Source organism: Klebsiella sp. A52 (assembly GCF_018388785.1).
In the GTDB taxonomy this organism is placed as follows: domain Bacteria; phylum Pseudomonadota; class Gammaproteobacteria; order Enterobacterales; family Enterobacteriaceae; genus Klebsiella; species Klebsiella aerogenes.
Genome location: NZ_CP074437.1, coordinates 1,896,879 through 1,910,148, shown reverse-complemented (window position 1 = coordinate 1,910,148; position 13,270 = coordinate 1,896,879). Strand labels below are relative to the sequence as shown.

18 protein-coding genes are annotated in these 13,270 nt (G+C 55.2%); 7 read left to right on the top strand and 11 right to left on the bottom strand.

The window, feature by feature from the left end; all coding sequences use genetic code 11:
- Window positions 1-3: 3 nt before the first annotated feature.
- The 4 genes from cgtA to rplU form a co-directional block, all read right to left on the bottom strand.
- A complete protein-coding gene (cgtA, locus tag KGA69_RS09010; protein WP_045377966.1) occupies window positions 4-1,179 on the bottom strand; it encodes an Obg family GTPase CgtA in 1,176 nt (391 codons plus the stop codon).
- A 15-nt stretch (window positions 1,180-1,194) separates the two neighbouring features.
- Window positions 1,195-2,160 carry a DMT family transporter gene (locus tag KGA69_RS09005; protein ID WP_015369509.1) on the bottom strand — a complete coding sequence of 322 codons (966 nt, stop codon included), beginning with the start codon at window positions 2,158-2,160 and terminating at the stop codon, window positions 1,195-1,197.
- A gap of 98 nt (window positions 2,161-2,258) precedes the next feature.
- On the bottom strand, window positions 2,259-2,516 hold the full coding sequence (gene rpmA, locus KGA69_RS09000; RefSeq protein ID WP_002434222.1) for a 50S ribosomal protein L27: 258 nt from the start codon (window positions 2,514-2,516) through the stop codon (window positions 2,259-2,261).
- Between the two features lie 21 nt (window positions 2,517-2,537).
- Window positions 2,538-2,849 (bottom strand): 50S ribosomal protein L21, encoded by a 312-nt coding sequence (gene rplU, locus KGA69_RS08995; protein WP_015703604.1) that lies wholly within the window; start codon window positions 2,847-2,849, stop codon window positions 2,538-2,540.
- A gap of 260 nt (window positions 2,850-3,109) precedes the next feature.
- Between rplU and ispB the strand changes: the two genes are divergently transcribed.
- Together ispB and sfsB are read left to right on the top strand one after the other, a co-directional pair.
- Window positions 3,110-4,081 carry an octaprenyl diphosphate synthase gene (gene ispB / locus KGA69_RS08990; protein WP_045394958.1) on the top strand — a complete coding sequence of 324 codons (972 nt, stop codon included), beginning with the start codon at window positions 3,110-3,112 and terminating at the stop codon, window positions 4,079-4,081.
- A gap of 194 nt (window positions 4,082-4,275) precedes the next feature.
- On the top strand, window positions 4,276-4,548 hold the full coding sequence (sfsB, locus tag KGA69_RS08985) for a DNA-binding transcriptional regulator SfsB (RefSeq protein ID WP_015369506.1): 273 nt from the start codon (window positions 4,276-4,278) through the stop codon (window positions 4,546-4,548).
- Between the two features lie 62 nt (window positions 4,549-4,610).
- Here sfsB and murA read toward each other — a convergent pair whose 3' ends face one another.
- The 7 genes from murA to mlaF form a co-directional block, all read right to left on the bottom strand.
- Entirely contained in the window at window positions 4,611-5,870 is a 1,260-nt protein-coding gene (murA, locus tag KGA69_RS08980) for a UDP-N-acetylglucosamine 1-carboxyvinyltransferase (RefSeq protein ID WP_045394960.1), read from the bottom strand.
- Between the two features lie 54 nt (window positions 5,871-5,924).
- Entirely contained in the window at window positions 5,925-6,179 is a 255-nt protein-coding gene (gene ibaG, locus KGA69_RS08975; RefSeq protein ID WP_015369504.1) for a BolA family iron metabolism protein IbaG, read from the bottom strand.
- Between the two features lie 136 nt (window positions 6,180-6,315).
- Window positions 6,316-6,606: a lipid asymmetry maintenance protein MlaB gene (gene mlaB, locus KGA69_RS08970; protein ID WP_015369503.1), complete on the bottom strand. Its 291-nt coding sequence runs from the start codon at window positions 6,604-6,606 to the stop codon at window positions 6,316-6,318.
- Window positions 6,606-7,241, bottom strand: coding sequence for a phospholipid-binding protein MlaC (mlaC, locus tag KGA69_RS08965; protein WP_045394964.1), 636 nt, complete (start codon window positions 7,239-7,241; stop codon window positions 6,606-6,608). Before mlaC ends, mlaB begins: the two co-directional genes overlap by 1 nt.
- An 18-nt stretch (window positions 7,242-7,259) precedes the next feature.
- On the bottom strand, window positions 7,260-7,811 hold the full coding sequence (gene mlaD, locus KGA69_RS08960) for an outer membrane lipid asymmetry maintenance protein MlaD (protein ID WP_045394997.1): 552 nt from the start codon (window positions 7,809-7,811) through the stop codon (window positions 7,260-7,262).
- Window positions 7,812-7,815: 4 nt separating this feature from the next.
- A complete protein-coding gene (gene mlaE, locus KGA69_RS08955) occupies window positions 7,816-8,598 on the bottom strand; it encodes a lipid asymmetry maintenance ABC transporter permease subunit MlaE (RefSeq protein WP_015369500.1) in 783 nt (260 codons plus the stop codon).
- Between the two features lie 7 nt (window positions 8,599-8,605).
- Window positions 8,606-9,418, bottom strand: coding sequence for a phospholipid ABC transporter ATP-binding protein MlaF (gene mlaF, locus KGA69_RS08950; RefSeq protein WP_015369499.1), 813 nt, complete (start codon window positions 9,416-9,418; stop codon window positions 8,606-8,608).
- Window positions 9,419-9,624: 206 nt separating this feature from the next.
- Here mlaF and KGA69_RS08945 point away from each other — a divergent pair, with 206 nt between their 5' ends.
- Genes KGA69_RS08945 through lptA form a run of 5 tightly spaced genes read left to right on the top strand, consistent with a single transcriptional unit; the run spans window position 9,625 to window position 13,270 of the window.
- Window positions 9,625-10,602: a calcium/sodium antiporter gene (locus KGA69_RS08945; protein WP_045394967.1), complete on the top strand. Its 978-nt coding sequence runs from the start codon at window positions 9,625-9,627 to the stop codon at window positions 10,600-10,602.
- Between the two features lie 14 nt (window positions 10,603-10,616).
- The gene (gene kdsD / locus KGA69_RS08940; protein ID WP_015369497.1) at window positions 10,617-11,603 is read left to right on the top strand and encodes an arabinose-5-phosphate isomerase KdsD; all 987 of its coding nucleotides are present in this window, start codon (window positions 10,617-10,619) and stop codon (window positions 11,601-11,603) included.
- A gap of 14 nt (window positions 11,604-11,617) precedes the next feature.
- The gene (kdsC, locus tag KGA69_RS08935) at window positions 11,618-12,184 is read left to right on the top strand and encodes a 3-deoxy-manno-octulosonate-8-phosphatase KdsC (protein ID WP_015369496.1); all 567 of its coding nucleotides are present in this window, start codon (window positions 11,618-11,620) and stop codon (window positions 12,182-12,184) included.
- A complete protein-coding gene (lptC, locus tag KGA69_RS08930; protein ID WP_047044700.1) occupies window positions 12,181-12,756 on the top strand; it encodes an LPS export ABC transporter periplasmic protein LptC in 576 nt (191 codons plus the stop codon). The genes kdsC and lptC overlap by 4 nt, the downstream gene beginning before the upstream one ends.
- On the top strand, window positions 12,725-13,270 hold the full coding sequence (gene lptA / locus KGA69_RS08925; RefSeq protein WP_015369494.1) for a lipopolysaccharide ABC transporter substrate-binding protein LptA: 546 nt from the start codon (window positions 12,725-12,727) through the stop codon (window positions 13,268-13,270). Before lptC ends, lptA begins: the two co-directional genes overlap by 32 nt.

The following is a 13,270-nucleotide window of genomic DNA, read 5'->3' as shown; positions in this document are numbered from 1 at the left end:
GAATTAACGTTTGTAGATGAATTCGACGCCTTCTTCGTCGTCTTCGTCCCAGTCGTCATCCCAGTCTTCGTCATCTTCTTCCAGTTCGGCTTCTTCAAGCTGCTGACGGTGATAGTCGTCCCACATGAACTCGACTTTCTCCGGCTTCTGCTCTTCTTCCGCCTGCACGATTGGATTTTCGATGATAAAGGTCATCACGTCCCAGCACAGGTCTTTAACGCCCTGCTGGCTGGCCGCGGAGATCAGATAGAACTTATCTTCCCAACCCAGCGCTTCGGCGATGGCCTTCGCTTTGGCTTCAGCCTCCGCTTTGTCCATCAGGTCAATCTTGTTGAAGACCAGCCAGCGCGGTTTAGAGGCCAGCTTCTCGCTGTATTTCTCCAGTTCGCCGATGATAATGCGCGCGTTTTCTACCGGATCGGAACCGTCGATAGGCTCGATGTCGATAAGGTGCAGCAGCACGCGGCAGCGCTCGAGGTGCTTAAGGAAGCGAATACCAAGGCCAGCGCCTTCCGCTGCGCCCTCAATCAGCCCCGGAATATCGGCGACCACAAAGCTCTTCTCGTTGTCCATACGCACCACGCCCAGGCTCGGTACCAGGGTGGTAAATGGATAGTCGGCCACTTTCGGCTTCGCCGCGGAGACCGCGCGAATGAAGGTGGATTTACCGGCATTCGGCATCCCCAGCATCCCCACGTCGGCCAGCAGCATCAGCTCGAGCTGCAGATCGCGCTTATCGCCCGGCGTACCCATGGTTTTCTGACGCGGGGTACGGTTAACGGATGATTTGAAGCGCGTGTTGCCCAGACCATGCCAGCCGCCTTTCGCAACCATTAAACGCTGACCGTGCTTGGTCATATCGCCCATGGTCTCGCCGGTTCCCTGGTCGATGACGCGGGTCCCTACAGGCACTTTCACCGTGACATCTTTACCGCGTTTACCGGTACAGTCGCGGCTCTGACCGTTCTGTCCGCGTTCTGCGCGGAAAGATTTTTCGAATCGATAGTCGATCAGGGTGTTGAGGTTCTCGTCCGCTTCCAGCCAAACGTCGCCGCCGTCACCGCCATCGCCGCCGTCCGGGCCGCCTCGCGGAATATATTTTTCGCGGCGGAAGCTAACGCAACCATTGCCGCCGTCACCTGCTACGACCAGGATCGTTGCTTCATCTACAAACTTCATTTTACTCTCCGTAAATCATTCGCCTGAGCGGGGCAGCGGTACAACCGCTTCTCGCTTGCGCCAGCGTCCCCAAAGACGATGGCCAATGGCGGAATACATCGCGCCCGCAACCACGACAAACGCACCGAGATAACCAATCAGGTTTAACATCGGTCTGGCGAAAACATCGGGCCAGGCCATTGATAATAAATCAGAAAACAGTAGCGTAAACAGTGGCGTTAAGGTAATTAACGCGCTGACCTGCGCCGCCTGCCAGCGCGCCATGGCTTCCGCCAGCGCCCCGTAGCCGACCAGGGTATTCAGCCCGCAAAAAATCAGGCAAGCCAGTTGCCAGTCGCTCAGTTGGGAGATAACCCCCGGTTTAGCGAGTGGCAGTAAAGCAATCGTACATAAAGTGTACAGCAAAAATAGTATCTGCTGTGATGCCAGGCGCCGCAATAACACCTTTTGCGCGACCCCGTAGCTTACCCACACCGTTGCCGCTGCGACACCAAAAATTACCCCCCACGTGTAGTCCGTGAGACGGGTAAAGATTTCAATCAGGCTGGTGTTGAAGAACATCACCAGCCCGCTGAGCAACATCAGCGCCCCTACAACCTGGGTACCGCGCATGCGCTCTTTCAGAATCACAACGCTTGCCACCATCATACCGACCGGTGATAACTGGCCGATGACCTGGGAGGCCGTTGGACTGAGATATTGCAAGGAAGAGCTGAACAGAATGAAGTTACCGAACAGACCGCCGGTAGCAATCGCTAATAAAACCAACCAACGCGGCTTGCGAAAAATACGCAGCGGCGGCAGCTTGCCTTTGATGGCGAGGATCGCGCCAAGACCAATACTGGCCATCAAAAAGCGATAAAAGACCACCGTTGGCGGCTCCATCACTTCGAGAACCTGCTTCATTGCAATTGGCAGTGCTCCCCAACACATCGCGGTGGTTAGCGCCAAAAGAATGCCTATGCCGGCCTGCTGCTTCATGATGCCCGTTTTCCCTGCAGAAATTTTTCCGGGATTCTAATGTAAAAAGCCCCGCAACGTGTTGCGGGGCTTTCATCCGTCACCAGGACGCGAAAAACTTATTCAGCAACGATGCTGATGAATTTACGGTTTTTCGGGCCTTTAACTTCGAACTTGACTTTACCGTCAGTCAAAGCGAACAGAGTGTGGTCACGGCCGCAACCAACGTTGGTGCCAGCGTGGAATTTGGTACCACGTTGACGAACGATGATGCTACCTGCCAGAACTGCTTCACCGCCGAAACGTTTTACGCCCAGACGTTTAGCTTCTGAATCGCGACCGTTACGAGTCGAGCCGCCAGCCTTTTTATGTGCCATTTAAATCTACTCCCTCAAGTCTTAGGCGCTGATGCCAGTGATTTTCACATCAGTGAACCACTGACGGTGGCCTGCTTGCTTACGATAGTGTTTACGACGACGAAACTTAACGATTTTAACTTTCTCGCCACGACCGTGAGCAACAACTTCAGCTTTGATTACGCCGCCCTCAACGAAAGGAACGCCGATCTTGATTTCTTCACCGTTTGCGATCATCAGAACTTCAGCGAACTCAACAGCTTCGCCAGTTGCGATGTCCAGCTTTTCCAGGCGAACGGTCTGACCTTCGCTTACTCGGTGTTGTTTACCACCACTTTGGAAAACCGCGTACATATAAAACTCCGCTTCCGCGCACCTCTTCGTGTGATTCAGAGTGCGCTATAAATATTCACAATAGGGCGCGAATATTACGCAAAACGCGACCCTTTGACAAGAGCGATCATCGATCAACGCAGAAAAAAAACACAACTTTCACGCTAACGTTTATCTGCGCTGATTTTTCAGTACAATCATATCTTCTTTTAATTCTATCTTAATCCTTCTGTGATCCCACCTGGATTCGCGGTAACAGGACATTTGGCCCGGCTTTTGCGATGAATTTAGAAAAAATCAATGAGTTAACCGCGCAGGATATGGCGGGTGTCAATGCGGCAATCCTCGAGCAGCTCAACTCAGATGTACAGCTTATCAATCAGTTAGGCTACTACATCGTCAGCGGAGGCGGTAAACGTATTCGTCCGATGATCGCCGTGCTTGCAGCGCGTGCGGTCGGCTATCAGGGGAATGCGCACGTCAACATTGCCGCACTGATCGAATTTATTCATACCGCGACCCTGCTGCATGACGACGTCGTCGACGAGTCCGATATGCGCCGCGGCAAGGCGACGGCCAATGCCGCGTTCGGTAACGCCGCCAGCGTACTGGTGGGCGACTTTATCTACACTCGCGCCTTCCAGATGATGACTCGCCTCGGTTCGCTGAAGGTGCTGGAGGTGATGTCGGAAGCCGTAAACGTTATCGCCGAAGGTGAAGTCCTGCAGTTGATGAACGTCAACGACCCGGATATCACAGAAGAGAACTATATGCGGGTCATCTACAGTAAGACCGCCCGTCTGTTTGAAGCCGCTTCGCAGTGTTCCGGCATCCTGGCTGGCTGCAGCGCGGAAGAAGAACAGGCGCTGCAGGATTATGGTCGTTACCTCGGCACCGCGTTCCAGCTGATTGACGATCTGCTGGATTACAGTTCCGATGGCGAACGCCTTGGCAAAAACGTCGGTGATGACCTGAACGAAGGCAAACCAACGCTGCCGCTACTGCACGCGATGCATCACGGTACCCCGGATCAGGCGGCGATGATTCGCGGCGCTATCGAGCAGGGTAACGGACGCCATCTGCTTGACGCCGTACTTGAAACCATGGCGGCCTGCGGTTCGCTGGAGTGGACGCAGAAACGTGCGGAAGAAGAAGCCGATAAAGCTATCGCCGCGCTGCAGGTTCTGCCGGATACGCCGTGGCGCGAGGCGCTCATCGGCCTTGCCCATATCGCCGTTCAGCGCGACCACTAATCCCCCCTTTCTCCCGCGCGCATTGCGCGGGAGAGTTCCAATAAAATCCAATATCCTTCAAATAACGCCATAAACCTTAATATATTCCGAATATACAGGAACTATAATGGAACTTGTTAAAACCATATAAGAACCAGGGTATAGTATTTCAGCCGTCCGTATTGACGCGCAGACAGTTATCACCGGGAGAATTTATGGATAAGTTCATCGACTGGCATTCAGCGGATATCATTGCCGGCCTTCGCAAAAAGGGGACATCGCTCGCAGCTGAGTCGCGACGTCACGGTTTAAGCTCTTCTACGCTTGCCAACGCACTAACCCGTCCGTGGCCAAAGGGCGAATTGATTATTGCTAACGCGCTGGGAACCGATCCGTGGGTTATTTGGCCATCGCGTTATCACGATCCCATTACCCATCAGTTCATCGACAGAACGCAGATGATGCGTCAGAAGAGAAATAAGACCTAAGGTGAGGGAGAGCTCGATAACAGCCCCCGGACGGACGTCAGAGGGCTGCTACCGAAGCGGGACTACTCGCCCTTAACGCGTTCGATATTCGCGCCCAGAGCCTGCAGTTTATCTTCGATGCGCTCATAGCCGCGATCGATGTGATAGATACGGTCGACGATGGTCGTCCCTTCCGCAATACAACCCGCCAGTACCAGGCTTGCGGATGCACGCAGGTCGGTCGCCATGACCTGTGCGCCGGACAGCTTCGCGACACCATGGCAAATCGCGGTATTGCTCTCGATTTCCGCGTGCGCGCCCATACGGATCAGTTCCGGAATGTGCATGAAGCGGTTTTCGAAGATGGTTTCGGTGATAACGCCAGTCCCTTCAGCCACCAGGTTCAGCAAGGTGAACTGCGCCTGCATGTCGGTTGGGAAACCCGGGTGCGGCGCGGTACGCACGTTGACCGCTTTCGGACGGTTGCCGTGCATATCGAGGCTAATCCAGTCTTCACCGACTTCAATATCCGCGCCAGCTTCGCGCAGCTTCGCCAGCACCGCATCCAGGGTATCCGGCTGCGCATGGCGGCACATAATTTTACCGCCGGAGATCGCCGCGGCAACCAGGAAGGTACCGGTTTCGATACGGTCCGGCAGCACGCGATAAACGCCGCCGCCGAGACGCGCGACGCCTTCGATGGTGATACGGTCGCTGCCCTGGCCTTTGATTTTCGCGCCCAGCGCGTTGAGGAAGTTGGCGGTATCGACGATTTCCGGCTCGCGCGCGGCGTTTTCGATAACCGTGGTGCCTTCAGCCAGCGTCGCCGCGCTCATGATAGTCACGGTCGCCCCTACGCTCACCTTATCCATCACAATATGCGCGCCTTTCAGACGCCCATTGACTGATGCCTTCACATAGCCTTCTTCCAGTTTGATTTCCGCGCCCAGCTGTTCCAGACCGGTAATGTGCAGGTCGACCGGACGCGCGCCGATAGCGCAGCCGCCCGGCAGAGAAACCTGACCCTGACCGAAACGCGCCACCAGCGGCCCCAGCGCCCAGATGGAAGCGCGCATGGTTTTCACTAAATCGTACGGAGCACAGAAAACATTTACCGGACCGGCATCGATCCATACGGAACCATTGCGCTCGACCTTCGCGCCCAGCTGGCTCAGCAGCTTCATGGTGGTATCGATATCTTTCAGCTTCGGTACATTCTGGATTTCAATCGGCTCTTCGGCTAACAGCGCGGCAAAGAGGATTGGCAGGGCAGCGTTTTTAGCGCCGGAAATGGTGACCTCGCCCTGCAGGCGAGTCGGCCCCTGAACACGGAATTTATCCATTGATTCTGTTCTCGGTTAAAAATTCATCAACGCTGTAGGGAACATCCCTACAGCTTAAAAGCCATTAAGTTTGCGATCGCGCGCCCATTCTTGCGGGGTAAACGCTTTGATCGACAGCGCATGAATGCGATTGTCGGCAATATATTCCATCAGCGGCGCGTAGATAGCCTGCTGTTTTTTTACCCGGCTCATGCCGTCAAACATCTCACCCACAGCGATAACCTGAAAGTGGCTGCCATCGCCAGAGACGTGGACTTCCTGAAGGGAGAGTGCGTTCATCAGCACGGTCTGAATTTCATGATTTTCCATGGGATCACATTTTTCTGAGTGTGAAAACAGCCCAACATCTTAGAGGAAAGTGGCGCTGTCTTAAACAAGCAAAAAGCCCCATCGAACAGATTGATAGGGCTTTCAGAATAGCTTCAGCATTAACCTACTGAAAAATTTACGGGATCATGTCTGCCGGAAGGTTGTAAAGACTCACCAGCGTTTGCAGGTTTTCGCTTTTTCCTACCACTTGCGCCGTTTTGCCCTGCCGGCGTACCAGCGCGACAAAATGAACCAGCAACGCCACTCCGGCGCTATCGACCCGCGAAACGTCGCTGAGGTCGATAGTGGATACGCCGTCGGTAGCCTGCGCGCGGGCATTCCACAGCGGCAGTATAAATTCCTGATCCAGTTCGCCGCGCAACGCCAGGCGTTCACCGTCGCGGTTCCAGCTCAGTTGCTCGCTCATTATTTTTTCTGTTCCAGAGTGATAGGCTGGGCAGAAATAGCTTTCAGCTGCGCGGTCAGACCGTCAACGCCTTTCGTACGCAGCAGATCGCTCCACTCGTTTTGTTTGGTAGTGATCATGCTGACGCCTTCGGCGATCATGTCATAAGCCTGCCAGTTGCCGGTCTGGGTATTTTTACGCCATTGGAAGTCCAGGCGTACCGGAGGACGGCCATTCGGGTCGAGGATGGTGACGCGAATCGGAACGATGGTTGCGCTGCCCAGCGGCTGCTCAGGCGCAATTTGATAAGTCTGCCCGTGATACATGGCCAGCGCCTGACCGTAAGCCTGTTTCAGATATTCGCGGAAGGCGGCAAAGTAGGCTTCACGCTGTGCAGGCGTCGCCTCTTTGTAGTAACGGCCCAGCACCAGCGCGCCGGCGTATTTCACCTGCACGTAAGGCAGCAGTTCCTGATCGACGATATCACGCAGATAGTTTGGGTTCGCTTTGATCTTCGGCTGTTCGTTCTTCAGACGATCGAAGGTCTTCTGCGCCGCCTCGTCCATCAGCTTATACGGGTTAGTTTGATCCGCGGCATGCGCGGCGGTCAGTGGAGCAATCACCAGCATGGCGACCATGAGTAAGCGTTTAAACATATCTTGTCTCTCCTGAAATTAATGCGTCATGCCGGCCTGCGGCGTAGCGTCAGTATGACTCTCAGCCGCCGCCTTATCATTGTCAGAATTCTGATTATCGCCGCCCTTGCTGTTATAGAGGAACTGGCCTATCAGATCTTCCAGTACCATCGCGGACTTGGTGTCCTGAATCGTACCGCCGTCTTTAAGAATAGCGGTGCCCAGTTCCGGATCTTCGAAACCGACGTTCAGCGCCAGGTACTGCTCCCCGAGCAGGCCGGAAGTACGAATCGCCAGCGAACTGGTATCCGGAATGTGGTTGTAGCTTTCGTCGATATCGATGGCAACACGCGGCAGATAGGTTTTCGGATCGAGGGTAATATCGGCAACGCGACCGACCACCACACCGCCGATACGCACCGGTGAACGCGCTTTCAGGCCGCCGATGTTATCGAAGGTCGCATAAAGACGGTAAGTCGGTTCGGTACGCAACGAGGTCACGTTCGCCGCCTTCAGACAGACAAACAGCGCCGCCAGCAGCGCCGCCAGTAAGAACACACCTACCCAGATCTCATTTTTTTTCGTTTGCATGAACTTAATTCCCAAACATCAGCGCAGTCAGCACAAAATCCAGCCCCAGAACCGCCAGCGACGAATGCACCACGGTGCGCGTCGTTGCCCGGCTAATTCCAGCGGAAGTGGGGATAGCGTCATAACCATTGAATAACGCAATCCAGGTTACCGTAACGGCAAAAACCAGGCTTTTAATCAGGCAGTTAACCAGATCCATTCGCCAGTCGACGGCATTTTGCATCGCGGTCCAGAAGAACCCTGCGTCGATGCCTTTCCAGCTTACGCCAACCAGCGAACCGCCCCAGACCCCCACGGCGACGAAAATGATCGTCAACAGCGGTAGCGAGATGACCCCGGCCCAGAAGCGCGGCGAAATCACCCGGCGCAGCGGATCCACCGCCATCATCTCCATGCTGGAGAGCTGCTCGGTCGCCCGCATCAGGCCAATCTCGGCGGTTAACGCCGAACCGGCTCGCCCGGCGAACAGCAGCGCGGCCACCACCGGCCCCAGCTCGCGCAGCAGCGACAGCGCCACCAGCATGCCCAGACTGGTCTCAGCGCTATAGGTCGTTAATACCAGATAACCCTGCAGCCCCAGTACCATTCCGATGAACAGCCCCGAAACGATAATAATCAGCATCGATAGCACGCCGACGTTATACAGCTGGCGTACCAGCAGCGGCGCATGCTTGCGAAATTCCGGCTTGCCCACCACGGCATTAAACAGCATTAATCCGGCGCGCCCGAAGGTCGCGGTGGTTTTGATGCCGCGGTGTCCGAGCGCTGCCAGCGCATTAAATAGCATGAGTCGTTTAGCTCCCTTTGCCTAATAAATCATGGTGGTAATCGCCCGCAGGATAGCGGAACGGCACCGGGCCGTCAGCGATGCCATCAATGAACTGGCGCACGCGCGGATCGCTATTTTCACGCAGCGATTGCGCGCTGCCGTGGGCAACGATTTTCTTATCCGCCACGATGTAGGCGTAATCCGCAATGCTCAGCACTTCCGGTACGTCGTGCGATACCACAATGCAGGTCACTCCCAGGGTGCTATTCAGCTCTGAGATAAGTTTAACCAATACGCCCATGGTGATGGGATCTTGTCCGACGAAGGGTTCGTCAAACATGATCAGATCCGGCTCAAGGGCAATAGCCCGCGCCAGCGCCGCGCGCCGCGCCATCCCGCCGGAGAGTTCAGAAGGCATCAGTTTCGCCGCGCCGCGTAGCCCAACCGCCTCCAGCTTCATCATGACGGTGGTATGCAGCAGCGCATCCGGCAACTGGGTATGTTCGCGCAGCGGGTAAGCTACGTTATCAAACACGTTCATATCGGTGAATAGCGCGCCGGACTGAAACAGCATGCTCATACGTTTACGCACGGTATACAGCCGCGAGCGCGTCATTTGCGGCACGTTTTCGCCGTCAAACAGGATCTCGCCGCTGTCCGGCGGGATCTGGCCGCCGATCAAACGCAGCAGGGTCGTCTTGCCGATCCCCGATGGCCCCATAATGGCGGTAATCTTGCCGCGAGGCACCGATAGCGAGATATCATCGAAGATGACGCGGTCGCCCCGAGAGAAACGAATACCGCGAACCTCGACTAAATTCGCCAGAGTTTGGCTCATAAAATCATCCTTACTAAACCTTCGGGCTAAGCATGGCGCTTTCTTTCACCACAAACCCAACATTTTTACAGAATCTTACCTGCCCGGGTTAGCGAAAGCTGGCATTTGTTTTACTTTTGCCACACATAAAGTCAAAATTAAGAATTCGTTACGCTGCGTACGGACGGCCAGCGAGGCGACGATTATACCTGAAGAAAGGACTTTAGATGCTCTTAGCAACGGCTCTGTTAATAATTGGTTTACTGCTGGTCGTTTACAGCGCCGATCGTCTGGTATACGCCGCTTCAATACTGTGCCGCATGATGGGGATCCCGCCGCTCATCATCGGCATGACTGTCGTGAGCATCGGTACCAGCCTGCCGGAGATCATCGTTTCCGTCGCCGCCTCCCTGCACGGACAAACCGATTTGGCGATCGGCACGGCGTTGGGATCCAATATTACTAATATTCTATTAATTCTCGGTCTTGCCGCCCTGCTCCATCCATTTACCGTGCATTCTGATATCCTGCGCCGCGAATTGCCGTTAATGTTGCTGGTCAGTTTACTGGCGGGATTTGTACTTTACGATGGTCAACTGTCGCGTCTGGACGGGCTGTTTTTACTGGCGCTGGCCATACTGTGGCTGGTGTTTACCCTAAAGATAGCGCGCCTGGCGGAACGCCAGGGCAGCGATAGCCTGACCCGGGAACAGCTGGCGGAGCTGCCACGCGGCGGTTCGCTGCCCGTCGCCCTGCTGTGGCTCGGGGTGGCGATGATCGTCATGCCGATGGCCACCCGCATGGTGGTGGATAACGCCACGGTGCTGGCGAACTATTTCGCAATTAGCGAGCTGACGGTCGGCTTAACGGTTATTGCTATCGGCACCAGCCTGCCGGAACTGGCCACCGCTATCGCCGGCGCACGAAAAGGGGAAGACGATATCGCCATCGGGAATATTATTGGCGCGAATATCCTTAACCTTGTGTTGGTACTCGGGCTGCCAGCGTTAATAGCCCCTGGCGCCTTCCCTGCCGAAGCTTTTACGCGCGACTACAGCGTAATGCTGCTGGTCAGCGCTATCTTCGCGCTGCTGTGCTGGCGGCGCAAACGGCAGCCGGGACGCGTAGCGGGCGCCTTGCTGGTCGGCGGCTTTATGGTTTGGTTGGCGCTACTGTTCTGTTCTGCGCCGTTCTTCGTTGAATGAATTGGGATAACATCATGTCGCAAATAGATTTGCCAACGGATTTTGACTTTCAACAGGCAGGACGTCAGGTTCTGGAAATTGAACGTGAAGGTCTGGCCCAGCTCGATCAGTATATTAATGAAGATTTCACCCGCGCCTGTGAAACGATTTTCCGCTGCGGCGGTAAAGTCGTGGTGATGGGCATGGGTAAATCCGGTCATATCGGGCGCAAAATGGCGGCGACTTTCGCCAGTACCGGTACTTCGGCTTTTTTTGTCCATCCCGGTGAAGCGGCTCACGGCGATCTGGGGATGGTCACGCCGCAGGATGTGGTCATCGCGCTATCCAATTCCGGTGAATCTAATGAAATTCTGGCGTTGATTCCGGTGCTTAAACGCCAGCAGGTGCCGCTTATCTGCGTCACCAGCCGTCCGGACAGCAGCATGGCGCGCGCCGCCGATATTCATCTATGTGTGAAAGTGCCGAAAGAGGCCTGTCCGCTAGGACTGGCGCCGACCTCCAGCACCACCGCCGCGCTGGTGATGGGTGACGCCCTTGCCGTAGCGCTGCTCGAAGCTCGCGGCTTTACCGCCGAAGATTTCGCCCTGTCACACCCCGGCGGCGCACTTGGTCGTAAGCTGCTGCTGCGGGTCAATGATATTATGCATACCGGCGATGAGATCCCTCACGTCGGCCTGCAGGCCACCCTGCGCGATGCGCTGCTGGAAATCACCCGTAAGAATTTAGGCATGACGGCCATCTGCGATGACGAGATGAATATCATCGGCATCTTCACCGATGGCGACCTGCGCCGCGTCTTTGATACCGGCGTCGATATGCGTAACGCCAGCATCGCTGAAGTCATGACCCCAGGCGGGATCCGCATTCGTCCGGGCATGCTGGCGGTAGATGCGCTCAACCTGATGCAGTCCCGCCATATCACCTGCGTGCTGGTTGCCGATGGCGACCGACTGCTAGGTGTGGTACATATGCACGATCTGCTGCGCGCTGGCGTAGTGTAAGTAAGGATAAAATAATGAATAATGCTGATGCCCAGGTCGACACCTGCTACGGGCCGGTAAGCCAGGAATTTATCGACCGGGCGGCGAAGATCCGTTTACTGATCCTCGACGTCGACGGCGTGCTTTCCGACGGCCTTATCTATATGGGCAACAACGGCGAAGAACTGAAAGCGTTTAACGTCCGCGATGGCTACGGGATCCGCTGCGCGCTGACTTCCGGTATTGAAGTCGCGATTATTACCGGGCGAAAAGCTAAACTGGTAGAAGACCGCTGCCAGACGCTGGGCATTACGCATCTGTATCAAGGTCAGTCCGATAAGCTATTGGCGTTTCGCGAATTATTAAGCAAACTGGCGGTTCGCCCCGATGAAGTCGCGTACATTGGCGACGATCTGATCGACTGGCCGGTAATGGCGGAGGTCGGTTTAAGCGTCGCCGTCGCCGATGCGCATCCGCTGCTGCTCCCGCGGGCGAACTATGTCACGCGAATTAACGGCGGACGCGGCGCGGTACGCGAAGTCTGCGATTTGTTACTATTGGCGCAGGGCAAGCTTGATGAGGCCAAAGGGCAATCAATATGAGTAAAACCAGACGTTGGGTTATCATCTTACTATCGCTGGTCGCGTTGATCCTGATCGGCCTGAACCTGGCGAGTACGGACGACACCGCGACCGTCGCGGTCAATCCTAACGATCCGACGTATAAAAGCGAGCATACCGATACCGTGGTGTACAGCCCGGAAGGCGCGCTGAGCTATCGTCTGATAGCCGAGCATGTCGAATACTTTTCCGAACAAGAAGTATCGTGGTTCACCAACCCGGTAATGACCACCTTTGATACCAACAAGGTTCCGGCCTGGTCAATCAGAGCGGATAAAGCCAAGTTAACCAACGACCGTATGCTGTATCTTTACGGCCACGTTGAGGTCGACGCGTTGAGCCCCGACTCTCAACTGCGCAAAATTACCACCGATAACGCGCAGGTGAACCTGGTGACCCAGGATGTAACCTCTGACGATATGGTGACGTTATACGGAACAACATTTAATTCCAGCGGCCTGAAAATGCGCGGGAACCTACGCAGCAAAAATGCCGAGCTGATTGAAAAGGTTAGAACCTCTTATGAAATTCAGAACAAACAAACTCAGCCTTAACATTGCGCTCGCAAGCGCGCTTCTGGCCGCCAGCCTGCCGGCTCTGGCAAAAACCGGCGATACCGATCAGCCGATTCACATCGAATCCGATCAGCAGTCGCTGGATATGCAGGGTAACGTCGTGACCTTCACCGGTAATGTGGTCGTTACCCAGGGGACCATTAAGATCAATGCCGACAAGGTCGTGGTTACCCGCCCTGGCGGTGAAAAAGGCAAAGAGGTGATCGACGGTTTCGGCAATCCGGCCACCTTCTATCAGATGCAGGACAACGGCAAACCGGTGAAAGGCCGCGCGTCGAAAATGCATTATGAACTGCAGAACGATTTCGTGGTGCTGACCGGTAACGCGCATCTGGAACAGCTGGATAGCAATATTCAGGGCGATAAAATCACCTATCTGGTGAAAGAGCAGAAAATGCAGGCCTTCAGCAACAAAGGCGGCCGCGTGACTACGGTACTGGTGCCTTCGCAGTTGCAGGACAAAAGCGGCGATCAGCAAAAGAAAGGTAAGTAA

Coding starts and splice junctions, on each gene's coding strand:
- cgtA (WP_045377966.1), bottom strand. CDS start 1,179: ATGAAGTTTGTAGATGAAGCAACGATCCTGGTCGTAGCAGGTGACGGC.
- KGA69_RS09005 (WP_015369509.1), bottom strand. CDS start 2,160: ATGAAGCAGCAGGCCGGCATAGGCATTCTTTTGGCGCTAACCACCGCG.
- rpmA (WP_002434222.1), bottom strand. CDS start 2,516: ATGGCACATAAAAAGGCTGGCGGCTCGACTCGTAACGGTCGCGATTCA.
- rplU (WP_015703604.1), bottom strand. CDS start 2,849: ATGTACGCGGTTTTCCAAAGTGGTGGTAAACAACACCGAGTAAGCGAA.
- ispB (WP_045394958.1), top strand. CDS start 3,110: ATGAATTTAGAAAAAATCAATGAGTTAACCGCGCAGGATATGGCGGGT.
- sfsB (WP_015369506.1), top strand. CDS start 4,276: ATGGATAAGTTCATCGACTGGCATTCAGCGGATATCATTGCCGGCCTT.
- murA (WP_045394960.1), bottom strand. CDS start 5,870: ATGGATAAATTCCGTGTTCAGGGGCCGACTCGCCTGCAGGGCGAGGTC.
- ibaG (WP_015369504.1), bottom strand. CDS start 6,179: ATGGAAAATCATGAAATTCAGACCGTGCTGATGAACGCACTCTCCCTT.
- mlaB (WP_015369503.1), bottom strand. CDS start 6,606: ATGAGCGAGCAACTGAGCTGGAACCGCGACGGTGAACGCCTGGCGTTG.
- mlaC (WP_045394964.1), bottom strand. CDS start 7,241: ATGTTTAAACGCTTACTCATGGTCGCCATGCTGGTGATTGCTCCACTG.
- mlaD (WP_045394997.1), bottom strand. CDS start 7,811: ATGCAAACGAAAAAAAATGAGATCTGGGTAGGTGTGTTCTTACTGGCG.
- mlaE (WP_015369500.1), bottom strand. CDS start 8,598: ATGCTATTTAATGCGCTGGCAGCGCTCGGACACCGCGGCATCAAAACC.
- mlaF (WP_015369499.1), bottom strand. CDS start 9,418: ATGAGCCAAACTCTGGCGAATTTAGTCGAGGTTCGCGGTATTCGTTTC.
- KGA69_RS08945 (WP_045394967.1), top strand. CDS start 9,625: ATGCTCTTAGCAACGGCTCTGTTAATAATTGGTTTACTGCTGGTCGTT.
- kdsD (WP_015369497.1), top strand. CDS start 10,617: ATGTCGCAAATAGATTTGCCAACGGATTTTGACTTTCAACAGGCAGGA.
- kdsC (WP_015369496.1), top strand. CDS start 11,618: ATGAATAATGCTGATGCCCAGGTCGACACCTGCTACGGGCCGGTAAGC.
- lptC (WP_047044700.1), top strand. CDS start 12,181: ATGAGTAAAACCAGACGTTGGGTTATCATCTTACTATCGCTGGTCGCG.
- lptA (WP_015369494.1), top strand. CDS start 12,725: ATGAAATTCAGAACAAACAAACTCAGCCTTAACATTGCGCTCGCAAGC.